The sequence below is a fragment of the Arthrobacter sp. 01N442 genome (genome assembly GCF_056399345.1).
This window is the reverse complement of sequence record NZ_JBFTRD010000002.1, coordinates 398,846-415,777: the sequence shown is the minus strand read 5'-3', so window position 1 is coordinate 415,777 and position 16,932 is coordinate 398,846. Positions and strand designations below refer to the sequence as shown.

18 protein-coding genes are annotated in these 16,932 nt (G+C 68.4%); 14 read left to right on the top strand and 4 right to left on the bottom strand.

Annotated features, from left to right (window positions below; genetic code table 11):
• The first annotated feature begins 6 nt into the window (after positions 1–6).
• From folE to panC, 9 genes are read left to right on the top strand one after another with little or no spacing between them, the layout of a single operon-like run.
• Positions 7–663 carry a GTP cyclohydrolase I FolE gene (gene folE / locus AC1DNC_RS04340; RefSeq protein ID WP_476861321.1) on the top strand — a complete coding sequence of 219 codons (657 nt, stop codon included), beginning with the start codon at positions 7–9 and terminating at the stop codon, positions 661–663.
• 12 nt (positions 664–675) lie between these two features.
• Positions 676–1,623: a dihydropteroate synthase gene (folP, locus tag AC1DNC_RS04335; protein WP_476861320.1), complete on the top strand. Its 948-nt coding sequence runs from the start codon at positions 676–678 to the stop codon at positions 1,621–1,623.
• Between the two features lie 12 nt (positions 1,624–1,635).
• Positions 1,636–1,995, top strand: a complete 360-nt coding sequence (gene folB, locus AC1DNC_RS04330; RefSeq protein ID WP_476861319.1) for a dihydroneopterin aldolase — start codon at positions 1,636–1,638, stop codon at positions 1,993–1,995.
• Positions 1,992–2,546 (top strand): 2-amino-4-hydroxy-6-hydroxymethyldihydropteridine diphosphokinase, encoded by a 555-nt coding sequence (folK, locus tag AC1DNC_RS04325; protein WP_476861318.1) that lies wholly within the window; start codon positions 1,992–1,994, stop codon positions 2,544–2,546. The genes folB and folK overlap by 4 nt, the downstream gene beginning before the upstream one ends.
• Positions 2,543–3,067 (top strand): DUF3180 domain-containing protein, encoded by a 525-nt coding sequence (locus AC1DNC_RS04320; RefSeq protein ID WP_476861317.1) that lies wholly within the window; start codon positions 2,543–2,545, stop codon positions 3,065–3,067. The genes folK and AC1DNC_RS04320 overlap by 4 nt, the downstream gene beginning before the upstream one ends.
• The gene (locus AC1DNC_RS04315) at positions 3,048–3,560 is read left to right on the top strand and encodes a PH domain-containing protein (protein WP_476861316.1); all 513 of its coding nucleotides are present in this window, start codon (positions 3,048–3,050) and stop codon (positions 3,558–3,560) included. Before AC1DNC_RS04320 ends, AC1DNC_RS04315 begins: the two co-directional genes overlap by 20 nt.
• Before the next feature lie 10 nt (positions 3,561–3,570).
• A complete protein-coding gene (locus tag AC1DNC_RS04310) occupies positions 3,571–5,112 on the top strand; it encodes a PH domain-containing protein (protein WP_476861315.1) in 1,542 nt (513 codons plus the stop codon).
• Positions 5,105–6,025 carry a Rossmann-like and DUF2520 domain-containing protein gene (locus AC1DNC_RS04305; protein ID WP_476861314.1) on the top strand — a complete coding sequence of 307 codons (921 nt, stop codon included), beginning with the start codon at positions 5,105–5,107 and terminating at the stop codon, positions 6,023–6,025. The genes AC1DNC_RS04310 and AC1DNC_RS04305 overlap by 8 nt, the downstream gene beginning before the upstream one ends.
• Before the next feature lies 1 nt (position 6,026).
• Positions 6,027–6,914: a pantoate--beta-alanine ligase gene (gene panC, locus AC1DNC_RS04300; protein WP_476861313.1), complete on the top strand. Its 888-nt coding sequence runs from the start codon at positions 6,027–6,029 to the stop codon at positions 6,912–6,914.
• Here panC and AC1DNC_RS04295 read toward each other — a convergent pair.
• Positions 6,911–7,366 (bottom strand): SRPBCC family protein, encoded by a 456-nt coding sequence (locus AC1DNC_RS04295; protein ID WP_476861312.1) that lies wholly within the window; start codon positions 7,364–7,366, stop codon positions 6,911–6,913. The two genes, panC and AC1DNC_RS04295, sit on opposite strands and share 4 nt — an antisense overlap.
• Before the next feature lie 285 nt (positions 7,367–7,651).
• Between AC1DNC_RS04295 and AC1DNC_RS04290 the strand changes: the two genes are divergently transcribed.
• Positions 7,652–9,187 (top strand): MDR family MFS transporter, encoded by a 1,536-nt coding sequence (locus AC1DNC_RS04290; RefSeq protein ID WP_476861311.1) that lies wholly within the window; start codon positions 7,652–7,654, stop codon positions 9,185–9,187.
• 21 nt (positions 9,188–9,208) lie between these two features.
• Here AC1DNC_RS04290 and AC1DNC_RS04285 read toward each other — a convergent pair whose 3' ends face one another.
• From AC1DNC_RS04285 to AC1DNC_RS04275, 3 genes are read right to left on the bottom strand one after another with little or no spacing between them, the layout of a single operon-like run.
• Entirely contained in the window at positions 9,209–10,042 is an 834-nt protein-coding gene (locus AC1DNC_RS04285; RefSeq protein ID WP_476861310.1) for an alpha/beta fold hydrolase, read from the bottom strand.
• Positions 10,043–10,089: 47 nt separating this feature from the next.
• Positions 10,090–10,716 (bottom strand): thymidine kinase, encoded by a 627-nt coding sequence (locus tag AC1DNC_RS04280; protein ID WP_476861309.1) that lies wholly within the window; start codon positions 10,714–10,716, stop codon positions 10,090–10,092.
• A gap of 45 nt (positions 10,717–10,761) precedes the next feature.
• Positions 10,762–11,748, bottom strand: a complete 987-nt coding sequence (locus tag AC1DNC_RS04275) for an alpha/beta fold hydrolase (RefSeq protein WP_476861308.1) — start codon at positions 11,746–11,748, stop codon at positions 10,762–10,764.
• A gap of 77 nt (positions 11,749–11,825) precedes the next feature.
• Between AC1DNC_RS04275 and lysS the strand changes: the two genes are divergently transcribed.
• The 4 genes from lysS to AC1DNC_RS04255 all read left to right on the top strand — a co-directional run bounded on the left by lysS (position 11,826) and on the right by AC1DNC_RS04255 (position 16,828).
• Positions 11,826–13,355 (top strand): lysine--tRNA ligase, encoded by a 1,530-nt coding sequence (gene lysS, locus AC1DNC_RS04270; protein WP_476861307.1) that lies wholly within the window; start codon positions 11,826–11,828, stop codon positions 13,353–13,355.
• Between the two features lie 2 nt (positions 13,356–13,357).
• Positions 13,358–13,546: a hypothetical protein gene (locus AC1DNC_RS04265; RefSeq protein WP_476861306.1), complete on the top strand. Its 189-nt coding sequence runs from the start codon at positions 13,358–13,360 to the stop codon at positions 13,544–13,546.
• Between the two features lie 136 nt (positions 13,547–13,682).
• The gene (locus AC1DNC_RS04260; protein WP_476861305.1) at positions 13,683–14,009 is read left to right on the top strand and encodes a histone-like nucleoid-structuring protein Lsr2; all 327 of its coding nucleotides are present in this window, start codon (positions 13,683–13,685) and stop codon (positions 14,007–14,009) included.
• A 326-nt stretch (positions 14,010–14,335) separates the two neighbouring features.
• Positions 14,336–16,828 carry an ATP-dependent Clp protease ATP-binding subunit gene (locus tag AC1DNC_RS04255; protein WP_476861304.1) on the top strand — a complete coding sequence of 831 codons (2,493 nt, stop codon included), beginning with the start codon at positions 14,336–14,338 and terminating at the stop codon, positions 16,826–16,828.
• Positions 16,829–16,932: the final 104 nt, after the last annotated feature.

Below are 16,932 nucleotides of genomic sequence, written 5' to 3'. Positions count from 1 at the left end.
TCTTCTGTGACTTCCTACTTCGACGACGACGACGTTTCCGCCTCCGCCGGTTCCCTCTCCGAGGGGGAGCCGGCGGAAGCCGCGGGCCAGCCCGTTTCCAAGGTGGATCGCCCGCGGATTCAGGCGGCGGTGCGCGAGATCCTGCTCGCCATCGGCGAGGACCCGGACCGCAGCGGACTGCTGGACACCCCCAAGCGGGTGGCCAAGGCTTACGCGGAGATGTTCGCCGGCCTGCACCACGACCCGGCGGAAATCCTCGCCACCACCTTTGACCTGGACCACGAGGAACTGGTCCTGGTCAAGGACATCCCGTTCTACTCGACCTGCGAACACCACCTGGTGCCGTTCCACGGCGTCGCGCACGTCGGCTACATCCCCTCGCACGACGGCAAGGTCACCGGGCTGAGCAAGCTGGCCCGGCTGGTGGACATGTTCGCCCGCCGCCCGCAGGTTCAAGAACGGCTGACCACCCAGATCGTCGAAGCCCTCGTCACCCACCTCAAGCCGCGCGGCGCGATCGTCGTGGTCGAATGCGAACACCTGTGCATGTCGATGCGCGGCATCCGCAAGCCCGGCGCCAAGACCGTGACCAGTGCGGTCCGCGGGCAACTGCATGACCCGGCCACCCGCGCCGAAGCCATGAGCCTCATCCTTGGAAGGTAACAAGAACTCACTATGGACTCCCTAGCCGCAGCCCCTGGAACAGGACCTGCCACCTCGCCGCTGCCCGTGCTGCGCAAGCCGCGCCCGGCCGCGAGCTTCAAGGACCTGCCGACGGACCGCACGCTTGTAATGGGGATCCTGAACGTCACGCCGGATTCGTTCAGCGACGGCGGCCTGCACGCGACGGCGGACACAGCCGTCGCCGCCGGACTGCGGATGTACTACGCCGGCGCCGACATCATCGACGTCGGCGGGGAATCCACCCGCCCCGGCGCCGCGGAAGTGAGCGTTGAGGAGGAGAAGCGGCGGGTACTTCCCGTGATCGAGGCGCTGGTCAAGGCCGGCGCCCTGGTCAGCATCGACACCACGCACGCCGCCACCGCCGAGGCCGCGCTGGCCGCCGGCGCCACGATCATCAACGACGTCTCCGGCCTCACGATTGAACCGGAGATGGTTGAGCTGGTGGCGCGGAGCAAAGCGCCCTACATCCTCACCCACCGCCGCGGCGACGCGAAAACCATGGACTCGCTGACCGACTACGGCAACGTGGCCCGGGACGTCGCCGCAGAGCTCGCCGGCGTGCGGGACAAGCTGTACGCCGCCGGCGCCGCGCCGGAGCAGATCATCGTGGATCCCGGCCTGGGCTTCGCCAAGAATGAATCGCAGAACTGGGAACTGCTGCAGAACATCGACGTGCTGCAGGCCATGGGCCACAAGGTCCTGGTTGCTGCCTCCCGGAAACGCTTCCTCGGCAGCCTGCTCACCGTCGCCGGCAAGGCCTCCCCGCCGCAGGAACGCGACGCAGCCACCGCCGCCGTCACCGCCATCAGCGCCTTCCGCGGTGCCTGGGCTGTCCGGGTGCACGACGTCGGTTCAAGCCTCGACGCCGTCAAGGTCGCCGCCCGGATCGCCCCGGCCCCGCGCGCCGAAGCGGCGCCGGCCGTGCCCGGCAACGGCTGAGACGGCTGCCCCATGGACCGGATCACGCTGAGCGGCGTCACCGCCGTCGGGCATCACGGAGTCTTCGATTTTGAACGCCGGGACGGCCAGCCGTTCGTCGTCGATGCCGTGCTGCACCTCGACTTCGGCCCGGCTGCCGCCAGCGACGACGTACGGGACACCGCGCACTACGGCGAGGTGGCGGAATGCATCCGCGGCTGGATCACCGGCGAGCCGATGAACCTGATCGAGGCCCTGGCCGTGCGGATTGCCGATGACGTGCTGCGCCGCTTCGCGGTGGCCGCCGTCGATATCACCGTGCACAAGCCGAAGGCGCCGATCGAGGTCGACTTCGGCGATGTGTCCGTCAGCGTCCACCGGGACCGGCCATGAGCCCCCAGGCGGTGCCCTACACCCGCGCCGTGATCGCGCTCGGCAGCAATCTGGGGGAGCGCAACGACACGCTCTCGGCCGCCGTCGCCGACCTCGTCGACCCGCCGGAGGTGCGGCTGCTGGCGATCTCGCCGATCGTGCAGACCAAGGCCGTGGGCGGCCCGCCGGGCCAGCCTGACTTCCTGAACATGGTCGTTGCCGTGGAGACCTCGCTGTCCCCGGAGGAACTGCTGCGGCACTGCCACGCGGTGGAACAGAAGCACCTGAGGGTCCGTGACGTCCACTGGGGTCCGCGCACCCTGGACGTGGACATCATCACCTACGGCGAGGTGGTGAGCTCCGACCCGGAACTGACCCTTCCGCACCCACGCGCCGCGGAGCGCGCCTTCGTGCTCTACCCCTGGTCCCTGATCGACCCCACGGCGGAGCTCAACGGCGAACGGGTCGGCGAACTGGCCGCCAAGGCCGCCGACTTCCCGGACCTCGCGCCGTTCGACGGGTTCGAAGACTTCAACAGCGCAGCCGGGGCCGCGCCGGTGGAGGCGCCGTGAAGCCGGTCAGCCCGCTGCTGCTTCTCCTCATCGCGGTCGCCCTCGCCGTGCTGGGCTGGCTTGGCTCCCTGATTTCAGGGCGCTACAGCCTCGACACCCCGGTTCTGCCGCTCACCGGGCTGCTCACGATGGGCGTGATCGTGGTCCTGACCCTGATCCTTGGCATCCGGGTGCTGCGCTGGCGCAACGGCAAGAAGAAGAAAATGCTCAACCCGATCCTGGCCGCGTGGACGCTGGTCCTCGCCCAGGCGTGCGCCTACACGGGCACCGTTCTGCTGGGCTGGCACGCCGGAATATTCCTGGACCAGCTGAGGCTTTGGGCGGTGCGCAGTGGGCAGTCCATCACCTGGGAGACGCTGGCCATGGCCGGCGGGGGCCTCGTCATGGTGGTGGTGGGCCTGGTGGTGGAGCGCTTCTGCCGGATTCCCCCCGAGGACGGCGACGCCGAGGGCACCCCAGGCCTGCAGGGCAAGCGCGGCAAACCCAAGGCTGAGGGCGAATATGCATACCGAGGCGATTGACCCGCCCGGCCTGGCCTGGCGACGGGTGTCCCCGCGGTACGTGACGGTGCGCCTGGTGGGCTGGGCGCTGGCCAACCTCGTTGCCGTCGCGGTCCTGTCCGTACCGCTGGTGCTGGTGCTGAACGGGGCGTGGGACTGGCCGCCGCTCTGGCTCGCCGTTGCCCTGCCCGCCGCGGCCTTCCTGCTGGCCCTCTGGCGGTTCGTGCTGATCCCGCGCCAGGTGCGGTCCATCGGCTACGCCGAACGCGAGGATGACCTGCTGATCCGCCGCGGCATCTTCTTCCAGCGCGTGCTTGTGGTGCCGTACGGGCGGATGCAGTACGTGGACATCGGGGCCGGCCCGGTGGAGCGCGGCCTCGGCCTGTGCACCCTTAAACTTCACACCGCTTCCGCCGGCACCAGCGCGGAGATCCCAGGCCTGCCCGCGGCGGAGGGGGCGCGGCTGCGCGAACAGCTGTCCGCCCGCGGCGAGGCCCGTTTGGCCGGACTGTGACGGCCGCGCCGTGAGGACCACACAGGACAGCTGGCAGCGCGTGCATCCGGCGTCGCCGTTCGTGCGCGGCTGGGTGGCGGTGGCCGCGACGTTCTTCTTCTTCGGGAGGGATGCCTTTGAACGCCTGCTCCAGGGCGGGCCGGTCTTTGACGAGCGGTTCGCCGGACGGGCGCCGTGGCTGCTGGTCGGTGGCGGCACCGTCTTGCTGCTGACCGTGACCGGTTTCGTGCTGAGCTGGTACTTCACCCGCTACCAGGTGGCCGACGGGTACGTGCGGGTCAACACCGGATTCCTGTTCAAGCAACAGCGCCAGGCGAGGCTGGACCGGGTGCAGGCAATCGACGTCGTGCAGCCCCTGCTGGCGCGGATTTTCGGACTCGCCGAGCTGAGGTTCGAGGTAGCCGACGCCGGCCAGTCGGCGGTGCACCTGGCCTACCTGCGCGTGGACGAGGCCCGCCAGCTCCGCGCGACCATCCTTGCGCGCGCATCGGGGGCCGCCCGCGCGTCAGGTGCCGCCGACGCGGCACCTGAGGCGGCGCCGCCGGCGTCGTCGGCGGGAATAGCGGGGCAGCAGGCGGGAATCGCCGAGGAGGCGCCGGAACGCGCCGTGCTCACCGTACCGCCGCCGCGCCTGCTGGGGTCGCTGGTGCTGAGCGAGCAAAGCGTCGTGATCGTCCTCGGCGCCGTGGCGTCGGTGCTGCTCTCCGCCTTCACCGAGAACCGCAGCTTCTACTTCTACCTGATCCCGGCCGGCCTGGGCCTGGCCGCTGCGTACTGGAACTCCTTCAACAAGGGCTACAACTTCACCGCCGCCATTTCCCCGGACGGCATCCGGCTCCGCTACGGCCTGCTGGACACCCAGGCCCAGACTCTGCCGCCGGGCCGGATCCAGGCCGTCCGCGTCAGCCAGCCGCCGCTCTGGCGCTTCTTCGGCTGGTACCGGATGCAGGTCAACGTCGCCGGCTACGGCACATCCGGCAGCAACGGCGAGCACTCCTCCCGGACCACCCTGCTGCCGGTCGGAACGCTGGCCGAGGTGTTCACCATGCTCGCGCTGGTCCTGCCGGACCCCGGCGCCCCGGATCCGGTGCGCGTCTTCACCGCGGGGCTGAACGGGCTGGCGTCCTCCGGCGGCCCCGGCCAGGCCGATGGCGACGACGGCGGCTTCGTCACCACGCCGCGGCGGGCCCGGCTGCTTGCACCGCTGGGCTGGCGGCGCAACGGCTTCACCGCGACGGACACGGCCCTGCTGATCCGCTCCGGCCGGTGGTGGCGCCACCTCGTGCTCGTCCCACACCAACGCACCCAGTCGATCGCACTGCAGCAGGGCCCGCTGGCCCGGCGCTTCCGGGTGGCGGACCTGGTCCTGCACACCACCGCCGGGCCGGTCGCACCGCGGCTGGTGCAGGCGGGCCTGGACGAGGGCAGGGCCCTGCTTGACGCACAGGCCGCCCGCGCCCGGACCGCGCGGAAACAACAGACCAGCGAACACTGGCTCGCTCAGGGCGGCCACCTTGTACCCACACCAAAGGAAGGGCCGCAGCATGGCTAAGCCAGGACGCCTGGGCGTCGGAATCATCGGAGCCGGCAAGGTCGGCGCCGTCCTGGGCGCCGCCCTGCGCGCCGCCGAGCACGCCGTCGTCGGGGTCTCGGCCGTCTCCGACGCGAGCCGTGAACGTGCGGAAACCCTATTGCCGGGCGTCCCGATCCTCGAGGTGCAGGACATCGTGGAACGCGCCGAACTGGTGCTGCTGGCGGTCCCGGACGACGCCCTCGGCCCGCTCGTGGAGGGACTGGCGAAGCTCGGCGCCTGGCAGCCCGGCCAGCTCGTGGCCCACACCTCGGGCCGCTTCGGCGTCGGCATCCTGAGCCCGGTCCGCGCCGCGGGAGCCATCCCGCTGGCGCTGCACCCCGCCATGACCTTCACCGGCATGAGCCTGGACCTGACCCGGCTGCTGGACTGCAGCTTCGGGGTGACGGCCGATCCGGCCATGCTGCCAATCGCCCAGGCCCTCGTGGTGGAAATGGGCGCCGAGCCCGTTGCGATTGCCGAGGCTGACCGCACTGTGTACCACGCGGCACTGGCGCACGGCTCGAACCACCTGGTCACCCTTGTGGCCCAGGCGTCCGAACTGCTGCGCGAAGTCGGCGTCGATGCCCCCGAACGCATGCTGGGCCCCCTGCTGCGGGCCAGCCTGGAAAACGCCCTCGCCTCCGGCGAGGCGGCGCTGACCGGCCCGGTGGCGCGCGGGGACGTGGGCACTGTGGCAGCGCACTCGGAGGCCCTGCGCGAACTCGACGGCGGCTCCGGCGGCGATATTCTGGAGGCATACCTGGCCATGGCCCGGGCAACGGCCCGCCGCGCGGGCAGCCGAGGGCTGTTGAAGCCGGAGCAAATCGACGGCATCCGGCAGGCGCTCGATAACCCAGACGCCGATGGCCCGATTCCTGAGGAAGGACCCTGAGATGGCAATCCAGCTGGTGACTACGGCTGCGCAGCTGCGCGCCGAGAGCGCACGCCTGCTCACCGAAAAGCGCGGCACCTCGCAGGGCCTCGTGCCGACGATGGGCGCCCTGCACGAGGGGCATGCCCAGCTGGCGCGCACCGCCGTCGCGGAAAACGACGTGGTGGTGGCCAGCATCTTCGTCAACCCGCTGCAGTTCGGCGAGGCCGTGGATCTGGAACGCTACCCGCGGACGCTGGAGGCGGATCTGGCCTTGCTTGAGGCCGAAGGCGTGGACATCGCCTTCGCGCCGGCGGTCGAGGAGGTCTATCCCGGCGGCGAACCCCTCGTGCGGATCACCGCAGGCGTGCTGGCGGACAAGTGGGAGGGCGCCTCCCGACCCGGGCACTTCGACGGCGCCCTGACCGTGGTGGCGAAGCTGCTGCACTACGGCCTCCCCGCCTTGGGGCAGAGCAGCTACCGGGCCTACTTCGGCCAGAAGGACGCCCAGCAGCTGGCCCTGGTCCAGCGGATGGTGGCGGACTTGAACTTTCCGGTGGACATCGTCCCGGTGCCGATCGTGCGGTCCGCGGACGGCCTGGCGCTCTCCAGCCGGAACCGTTTCCTCTCAGCCGAGGAACGCGAGGCCGCCCTGGTGCTGTCCCGGGCGCTGCGGCTGGTCGAGGAACGCGCCAACGCCCACGAACCCCTCGACCTGGACTCCGCCCGGGCTCTGGTGGAATCCCAGCCCCTCGTGGCGCTGGACTACTTCGACGTCGTGGACCCGCGCACCCTGGAGCCGCTCGCGGAGAACTGCCGCGAGACCCCGTTCCGCGGCGAGGGCCTGGTTCTCATTGCGGCCAAGGTGGGCCCGGTCCGGCTGATCGACAACGTGCCGCTGGACTCCTAGCCCTGCACCGTTTCGGCCATGAGTTTGAGGTTCGCCAAGGTTTGTTCCCTGGCCCGCTCCTGCAGCTGTTCCACCAGCACCCGGTCGTCGAACTTCCCGATCGCCGCACCGGGGACGTTGTACTCGATTTCCGCGGTGACCCGGGTGCCGGTTCCGGAGGGCTCGTAGTCCCAGGTCTGCCACCCCTTGAGGGGGCCCTCGAATTCGAGCCGGACGTGCTGGCCGCCGCTGGCGGTCGGCTCGTTTTCCAGCACGCGCGTGGTGACCGGAAACGGAACGCCGGCCATCAGGTAGCTGTGCTCGAGGACGGTCCCGGCCCGGCCGTCGCCCTGCACCTTTTTCGGCTCGCTGAGATTAACCCACCACGAAGCCCAGTGGTACGGGTCGACGGCGATTTCGGTGACGCGCTCCACCGGCGCATCGATCTGCGTGTCGAGTTTGATGTGGCCCATCGAAGATCCTCACGTCACAACAATCAGGGAAACGGGTGTGCGGCAACGGTTCCGCGGCCCGTTACCAGCCAACGCCCGCCGCCGGAAAGCGGGTAGGGGAGAAAGGCCCCGGGGCGGGTCTTCCGCTGCGGGCCGGGACGTCTCCCGGCCCGGCCGCTTCGGTTCCGCAGCGAATCCTGAGCAATTTGTCCCCCCCACCGGGAATTACCGCCGCGCGTCCCGGGTTGGAAACCATAACGGCGACGGAGTTCGCCACAACCCACGCCGACTCCCAAGGGGATCACCATGCCAGCAGACGCCCCTTCCAACCTCAGGGAAAGCCCCGTGCAGCCACTGCGCACCGACGCTGCCGTCTCCGCCGACGCTGCCGGGTCCGACGGCGCTGCCGTGGCGGCACCGCCGCGCGCGGAGGCACCGGCGGCCGGTCCGGAGAAGCTGTCCCGGCAGTCCGTCACGATCATCGCCACCCTGTTGGTGGCAACCTTCGTGGTGATCCTCAACGAAACCATCATGAACGTTGCGCTGCAGCGGCTCATGGTTGACCTGCGGGTCGATGCCCCCACGGTGCAGTGGTTGTCCACCGGCTTCATGCTGACCATGGCGGTGGTCATCCCCACCACGGGCTTCATCCTGCAGCGGCTCTCCACCCGTGCCGTCTTCATGCTGGCGATCGGGCTGTTTTCCGCGGGCACCCTGCTGGCAGCCCTGGCACCCGGTTTCGAAGTCCTGCTCCTGGCCAGGATCGTCCAGGCCGGCGGCACCGCGATCATGCTCCCGCTGCTGATGACCACCATCCTGACCCTGGTCCCCGTCTCACGCCGCGGCGCCGTGATGGGCAACGTGAGCATCGCGATCTCGGTGGCACCGGCCATGGGACCGACGGTTTCCGGGCTGATCCTGCAGCACTTCTCCTGGCGGTTCATGTTCGTGTTCGTCCTGCCGATCGCCCTGCTCGCGTTCGGCATCGGCGCCAAATTCCTGCGGAACATCGGCGAAAACGAGAAGCCCCGGCTCGACGCGCTTTCCGTCGTCCTGACCGTCCCGGCTTTCGGCGGCGTCGTGTACGGCCTGAGCCAGATCGGCGGCGGAACGGCGGGCCCGGGAACCCCGGCGGTGGCCGCGCTCGCCGTCGGCGTCGTGGCGCTGCTGGCCTTCGTCCTGCGCCAGCTCTGGCTGCAGAAGTCCGACGCGCCGCTGTTGGACCTGCGGGCCTTCAACTTCCGGATGTTCTCCGTGTCCGTGCTGTTGCTCGTGGTCGCGATGATTGCCCTGTTCGGGGCCGTGATCCTGCTCCCGTTGTACCTGCAGGAAGTCCGCGGGCTGAAGTCGTTGGAAACCGGCCTCGCCCTGCTGCCGGGCGGCCTCGCGATGGGCCTGCTGGGCCCGGTCATCGGCCGGCTTTTCGACAAGTTCGGCCCGCTGCCGCTGACCGTCACGGGATCGGTGCTGATGGTGCTCTCGCTCTGGCAGTTCTCCCGGCTGGACGCCCAGACGCCGGTGGGCTGGATCATCGCCCTGCATGTGACACTGAGCCTGGGCCTGGCGCTGCTGTTCACGCCCGCCTTCACCACCGGGCTGAACCCCTTGCCCCCGCACCTGTACTCGCACGGCTCGGCCATCATGAGCACCCTTCAACAGGTCGCGGGCGCGGCCGGCACGGCACTGCTGGTGTCGATCTACGCGGTTGTCTCGGCCGGGTCCGGCATCGTCGCCGGGATGCACGCGGCGTTCCTGACGGCGGCCGCCATCGCGCTCGCCGCCGTCGTGCTCTCGGTGCTGATGCGCAAGACCGAGGGGACAGCCGGCCCGGCAGCCCACTAGGGACGCGGCCCCTGGCCTGCCCTAGCCTGCGAAGAACTCGCTGAGTTCGGCGATGAGCTTGTCCGGTGCCTTGTTGACGCCGTCGTGACCCATCCCGGGCAGGATGGTGTAGCTGGAGCCGGAGAGCACGTCATGGATCTGCCCGCAGGCCACGCCGAAGTACGCCGGGCTCTTTTCGCCCACAACGATTAGCGTCTCGAGCGGGAGTTCCAGGAACGGCTCGGCCGGCATGTCGGCGGCGATGATCGCCTTGATCTCGCGTACGCCTGTCTGCATCAGCTCGCGCAGCTGCTTGCCGACCGGCGTGCCGGCGGTGAGCTTGTTCGCCAGGGTGAGCATGGACAGCGGCATCCGGGACAGGGCACTGCCGGTCTCCAAGCCGCGGACCAGCACCGCAAGGGCGCGGTCGTCGTCGCCCGATGCGGTCAGGCGTTCGTATTCGGGAATCCAGTCCGCGGTGACGCTGTGGTTCACCGACACAGCTGGGTCGTAGACGGCCAGGCGTTCCACCGGCAGGGTGCGTGCGGCGTGCAGCGCCACCGCGCCGCCGAAGCTGTGCCCGAAGACGTCGGTGCTGGCGGTGTGCTTCATCACGGCGTCCAGGTCGCGGATGTCCACGTCCAGCGTGTAGTCCTCCGGCTGCGGGGAGGACGAGCCGCGGCCGCGGCGGTTAAAGGTGTGGACCGGCCGGCCCAGGGCGGCGCTGAGCTTCTGCGCGAAACGCGTGTAGTCGGCCGCCGTCACCATGGATGCCGGCACGACGACGACGCCGGAACCCGCCTCGGTCAGCTCCGCGCCCGTGCTGAAAAGCTCGAGGGTTCCGCCGTCGGGGGTTTTGATGTTCTCGCGGGTCATGCTCCGAGCCTAGCCGAGGCGCCCGGAACCGCACAGCGCGGAACCCGTCAGCTGCCGAGCCGGCCGCCGGAGATTTCGAGGTAGCAGGAGCCGCAGAGCGATTCGTACCAGGCGTCCTGCCCGTCGATGGCGACCTGGTCGCCGTCGAACACCACCTCGTCGCCGATCCGGCGGGTGTTGAAGATGGCCTTGCGGCCGCACCGGCAGATGGTCTTGAGTTCTTCCAGGGTGTGCGCGATTTCCAGGAGCCGAAGCGAGCCCGGGAAGGCGCGGGTCCGGAAATCGGTGCGGATGCCGTAGGCAAGAACCGGAACGTTGTCCAGCACGGCGATGCGAAACAGGTCGTCCACCTGCTCCGGCTCGAGGAACTGGGCTTCATCCACCAGCAGGCAGGCCACCGGGGGAGTGTCCACATGCTGCAGCAGCGCGGCCGGGTCGTCGCCGTGGGCGTGCGCCGAGAACAGCTCCCGGGCGGATGCCCCGGCCGGGATCAGGAAGTCCACCGAGCGGGTCATCCCCAGCCGGGACACGACGTCGGCGTCGCCCTTGGTGTCGATGTCCGGCTTGGCGAGCACCACTCTCTGGCCGCGCTCCTCATAGTTGAACGCAGCCTGCAGCAGGCCCGTCGACTTGCCGGAGTTCATCGCGCCGTAACGGAAGTAGAGCTTGGCCAAGGGGGTCCTTTCGACTTAGGTCGCCACCGAGTCTAGTGCCAGAAGTCAGCGGGCCGGCCGCAGCCGCCGCCGGATCCGTAGCCGCGCCGGAACGCCATCGCCGTCGAGCAGGAACCTGGCCGCAATCAGCGCCAGCCGGCGGTTCCCGGGACGGATCGGTCCCTCGTGCAGCTGGCCCGGCACGGCGGCAAACTCGATGGCCGGCACCGAGGCCGCGAGCTGCCGCCCGGTTTCGGCGAAGTAGCCGGGGCTCCAGCCGCCGGTGAGCATCAGTGTGGGCGTGGTGATGCCGGCAAAATCATCGAGCTCCGCGTCGGCAGCGAGCACGGCGCGCATCTCCTTCACGGCCGTGGGCAGCAGTTCCCGCATCTCCGCGCCCAGGCTGGTCCGGGCAGAGAGGATGCTGAGCATGCGCAGGGCACCGAGCGGCAGTTTCGACACGGGACCGGCGGTTTCCAGCCCCTGGACCAGGTGGGCCCACGCATTGTCCAGTTCCCCGGCTGCCACGGATCGCTCCAGTTCCGGGCGCCAACGGCTGGTCAGGTTCCCGGCGAGGGACACGGCCGCGTCATAGGTCACCAGCCGTCGGATCGGCACGCTGCGCGCGGCCTGCAACGCCACGAAGCCGCCGTAACTGTGCGCGAACACGTCCGTCGAGCCGGTCTGCCGCAGCACTGCGGCGAGATCGGCCACCTCGGTCGCCGCCGAGTAATCCGCGGGCTGGGGCGAGGACCCGGCCCGCCCGCGGCGGTTGTAACAGTGCACCGGCCGGCCCAACAGCCGGCTCAGGCTCCGGGCGAACGGACGGTACAGGGCGTCCGTGACCAACGTCCCATGGACCAGCACGACGCCGGTCCCGGCCGACGGCGCACCCTCCGGCGCGCCTTCCGACATCGGGTCCGCTGGCGCCGGATCCTGCCGCTCCGGAAGCTGCACTAGCCGCGCTTGCGGGGCCGCTTCGGTGCTGGGACGGAAGGTGTGCACCTCAAGGTGCCCGCCGCCGTCGTCGGTCCGAATCGTCCACGTCTCCATGGTTGTGAGTCTATTCCCGGTCGCTTCCCGCGCCCTCCGCACCGGCCGGGGCCGGATGCCCGGTAAACTTAGGGATTGTGACTTCCCAAAACACCCCCGCCCCGAACACGCCCGAGCACTCCGATGCCAGCGAACAGACGCTGGTCCGCATGGAAAAGCGCGCCAAGCTGATCGAACGTGGCATCGAGGCGTACCCGGTGGGAGTCGAACGGACGCACTCGCTGACGGAGGTCCGCGAAAAATACGCACACCTCGTGGCCGACGAGACCACCGGCGACGTCGTCGGCGTGACCGGCCGCATTGTCTTCATCCGCAACACCGGAAAGCTCTGCTTCGCGACCCTCCAGGAGGGTGGCCTCGATGGCAAGGCCGTCCGGCTGCAGGTCATGCTCAGCCTGGCCAACATCGGCGAGGAAGCGCTCGCGGACTGGAAGTCCCTCGTGGACCTTGGCGACCACGTCTTCATCAAGGGCGAGGTCATCTCCTCGCGCCGCGGCGAGCTCTCCGTCATGGCCGAGTCCTGGTCCATGGCCTCCAAGGCGCTGCGGCCGCTGCCCGTGCTGCACGCCGAGCTGAACGAGGAAACCCGCGTCCGCCAGCGTTACGTGGACCTGATCGTCCGCGACGAGGCCCGTGAAATGGTCTACACCCGCGCCGCCATCACGCGATCCATCCGTGAGACCCTGCACCGCCAGGGCTACGTCGAGGTGGAGACGCCGATGCTGCAGCTGGTGCACGGCGGCGCCACGGCCCGTCCGTTCGAGACGCACATGAACGCGTTCGACCAGAAGATGACCCTCCGGATCGCCACCGAGCTATACCTCAAGCGCACCGTGGTCGGCGGCATCGACCGGGTCTACGACATGGGCCGGGTCTTCCGCAACGAGGGCGTGGACTCCACTCACAGCCCCGAATTCACCACGCTGGAGAGCTACGAGGCGTGGGCGGACCAGTTCGTCATGGCGGACCGGATCAAGGAAATCATCCTGGACGCCGCCGACGCCGCCGGGGTGGGCCGCGTGCTGCAGACCGAAGCCGGCGAGATCAACCTCGACGGCGACTGGGCCTGGATGGCCGTGTACCCGGGCCTGTCCGACTTCGTGGGCCAGGACATCACGCCGGAGACCCCCGTCGCCGAACTGCTGGCCATCGCCGCCAAGCACGAGGTGAAGGTCGACGCGGCCTGGGACGCCGAGAAGCTCGTGGTGGAGCTCTTCGGCGAGCTGGTGGAACCGACCCTGCTCAACCCCACCTTCGTTTACGACTACCCGCCGTCCGCACAGCCGCTGGCCCGCCACCACCGCGAAGACGACCGGCTGATCGAGGCGTGGGACCTGATCATCGGCGGCATGGAACGCGGCACCGCGTTCTCCGAGCTGATCGACCCGGTCATCCAGCGCGAACGCCTTACCGAGCAGTCACGCCGTTCCGCCGCGGGCGACGTCGAGGCCATGCAGCTGGACGAGGACTTCCTCCGCGCCCTCGAATACGGGGCTCCGCCGATGGGCGGCATCGGACTGGGCATCGACCGGCTGGTCATGCTCTTCACCGGAGCCGGCATCCGCGAGACCATCCTCTTCCCGCTGCTGAAGCCCGAAGGCCACTGATCATGGAATACATTGCCGTGCTGCTCCCGTCTGTGGTGGTCGGGCTCATCTTCTGGTTTGCCATGAAGGCGATCTTCAACGCCGACAAGTCCGAGCGCCAGGCCGAAGCCCGCGCTCAGGCGGAGGCGGCAGCCCGCGGCCCGGAGCAAACTCCTGCTCCCGGGTCCGGGCATTCTCCCGAACAGCGCTAATAGCTCGGCTATTCCTTCCTGCGAATTTTCTTTGGAAGGGCTTTTCTGCTTTGACTCGCTGCCATAAAAGGATGGATACTTTTATCAGATACATCCTGCTTTTCTGAATACTCCACCTTTTGAAAAGAGAGTCTTTATGGCACAGAAAGTTAAAATCATCCTTGTTGATGATCTGGATGGGGGATCCGCGGACGAAACTGTCCGGTTTGGCCTTGATGGCGTCAGTTATGAAATTGACCTGTCATCGGGCAATGCATCAGAACTCCGCTCGGCCGTCGAGCGGTATGTGGCCCACGCACGCAAGACGTCGAGCGGCCGGGCTACTCGGGCAAAGGTTTCGAGCGGCCGCAATCAGGACTCGGCGCAGATTCGACAGTGGGCCCGGGACAACGGCTATGCGGTAAACAGCCGCGGCCGTATCCAGGCCGAAATCCAGGAAGCCTACCAAAAGGCGAATTCCTAGGTTTGAGCCCGCTTCCGGCCCGTTCAGTGCCGGCGCAATTGCACCAGACGAAGCCCCTGCCATTCGGCGGGGGCTTTGTCGTGAGCGGAGCATGTGCGTTCCTCCCCGGTTACTCCCGGCGGCGGCCCGGAAATGCCCCCGCCGCGCCGTGGATGCGGCGTGTCCCGGAGGCTTCGGAGGAGGTAACCGGGAGGGAAGGTTCGCCCCAGCTGCGCACGCCGTCCCGGTCTCCGCAACCGGCCCGGTTTCCCCCGTGGCGAACAAGCCACAAATCTGGAAGTCCGGCACGTAGCATCAAAGTACGTCGTAGCTAGGAGTGTGGCGAAATGTTTGAGCGATTTACGGACCGTGCCCGTCGCGTAGTTGTGCTTGCCCAAGAAGAGGCACGCATGCTGAACCACAATTACATCGGCACCGAACACATCCTCTTGGGTCTGATCCATGAGGGTGAAGGTGTTGCCGCCAAAGCCCTCGAGTCCTTGAGCATCTCGCTCGACGGCGTCCGCGAGCAGGTGCAGGAGATCATCGGCCAGGGCCAGCAAGCCCCCTCCGGTCACATCCCCTTCACCCCGCGCGCCAAGAAGGTGCTGGAGCTCTCGCTGCGCGAAGCCCTGCAGCTGGGCCACAACTACATTGGCACCGAGCACATCCTGCTCGGCCTCATCCGCGAGGGTGAAGGTGTGGCAGCCCAGGTGCTGGTCAAGCTCGGAGCGGACCTGAACCGCGTCCGCCAGCAGGTCATCCAGCTGCTCTCCGGCTACCAGGGCAAAGAATCCACGGGTGCGGGCGTTGGCTCCGGCCAGGCCGAAGGCACCCCCGCCGGCTCGGTGGTCCTGGACCAGTTCGGGCGCAACCTGACCCAGGCTGCGCGGGAGAACAAGCTCGATCCCGTGATCGGCCGCGAGCAGGAAATGGAACGCGTCATGCAGGTCCTTTCCCGCCGCACCAAGAACAACCCGGTGCTGATCGGCGAGCCCGGCGTCGGCAAGACCGCCGTCGTCGAGGGCCTGGCCCAGGCGATCGTCCGCGGCGACGTGCCGGAGACCATCAAGGACAAGCAGCTGTACACCCTGGACCTTGGGTCCCTCGTGGCCGGCTCCCGCTACCGCGGTGACTTCGAAGAGCGCCTGAAGAAGGTGCTCAAGGAGATCCGCACCCGCGGCGACATCATCCTGTTCATCGACGAGATCCACACCCTGGTGGGTGCCGGAGCCGCCGAAGGTGCCATCGATGCGGCCTCGATCCTGAAGCCGATGCTGGCCCGCGGCGAGCTCCAGACCATCGGTGCCACCACGCTGGACGAGTACCGCAAGCACATCGAGAAGGATGCCGCGCTGGAGCGCCGCTTCCAGCCGATCCAGGTCAAGGAGCCCTCCGTCGCCGACGCGATCGAGATCCTCAAGGGCCTGCGTGACCGCTACGAAGCGCACCACCGCGTCACCATCACCGACGGCGCCCTCGCATCGGCGGCCAGCCTCTCCGAGCGCTACATCTCGGACCGCTTCCTGCCGGACAAGGCGATCGACCTGATCGACGAAGCCGGCGCCCGGCTGCGCATCCGCCGGATGACCGCTCCGCCGGAGCTCAAGGTCATGGACGAGAAGATCGCGGCCATGAAGCTGGAGAAGGAATCCGCGATCGACGCGCAGGACTTCGAAGGCGCCGCCTCGCTGCGCGACAAGGAGCAGAAGCTCATTGCGGAGCGCGCCGAGAAGGAACGCCAGTGGAAGACCGGCGGCATGGACGACATCTCCGAGGTGGATGAGGATCTCATCGCCGAGGTGCTGGCGAACTCCACCGGCATCCCGGTCTTCAAGCTGACAGAGGAAGAGTCCTCGCGCCTGCTGAAGATGGAAGACGAACTGCACAAGCGTGTGGTCGGCCAGGACGAGGCCATCAAGGCCCTGTCCCAGGCGATCCGCCGCACCCGTGCAGGCCTGAAGGACCCGAAGCGTCCCGGCGGCTCGTTCATCTTCGCCGGCCCCACCGGCGTCGGCAAGACCGAGTTGGCCAAGGCCCTTGCGGAGTTCCTCTTCGGCGAGGAAGACGCGCTCATCACGCTGGACATGTCCGAGTACTCGGAGAAGCACACCGTCTCCAGGCTCTTCGGTGCCCCTCCGGGCTACGTGGGCTACGAGGAGGGTGGCCAGCTGACCGAGAAGGTCCGTCGCCGTCCGTTCTCCGTGGTGCTGTTCGACGAAGTGGAAAAGGCGCACGCCGATCTCTTCAACTCGCTGCTGCAGATCCTGGAAGACGGCCGCCTGACCGACTCCCAGGGCCGCGTGGTGGACTTCAAGAACACCGTGATCATCATGACCACGAACCTCGGCACCCGGGACATCTCCAAGAGCGTCGCCACCGGCTTCCAGTCCGGCACGGACACGCAGACCGGCTACAACCGGATGCGCGCCCGGGTCACGGAGGAGCTCAAGCAGCACTTCCGCCCCGAGTTCCTGAACCGTGTTGACGACGTGGTGGTGTTCCCGCAGCTGACCCAGGACGAGATCATCGAGATCGTGGACCTGTTCGTCACCCGCCTGGAGAAGCGCCTCAAGGACAAGGACATGGGCATCGAGCTCACGCCCGCGGCCAAGGTGCTGCTGGCCACCCGTGGTTACGATCCCGCGATGGGTGCCCGGCCGCTGCGCCGCACCATCCAGCGCGAGATCGAGGACCAGCTCTCCGAGAAGATCCTCTTCGGCGAGCTGCACTCCGGCGACATCGTGGTGGTGGACGTGGAAGGCGAAGGCGACGACGCGAAGTTCACCTTCGCCGGCAACGCCAAGCCGCGCATTCCGGAAATCGCCCCGAGCGTCTAGGCTCCAGGCGGTCACACTCCAAGCAAAAGGCCCCGGCCGCTTCCTTCAGGGAGGCGGCCGGGGCCTTTTTGCTGCCAGCGGGGCTTTTGCAGCCATCGCAGCCC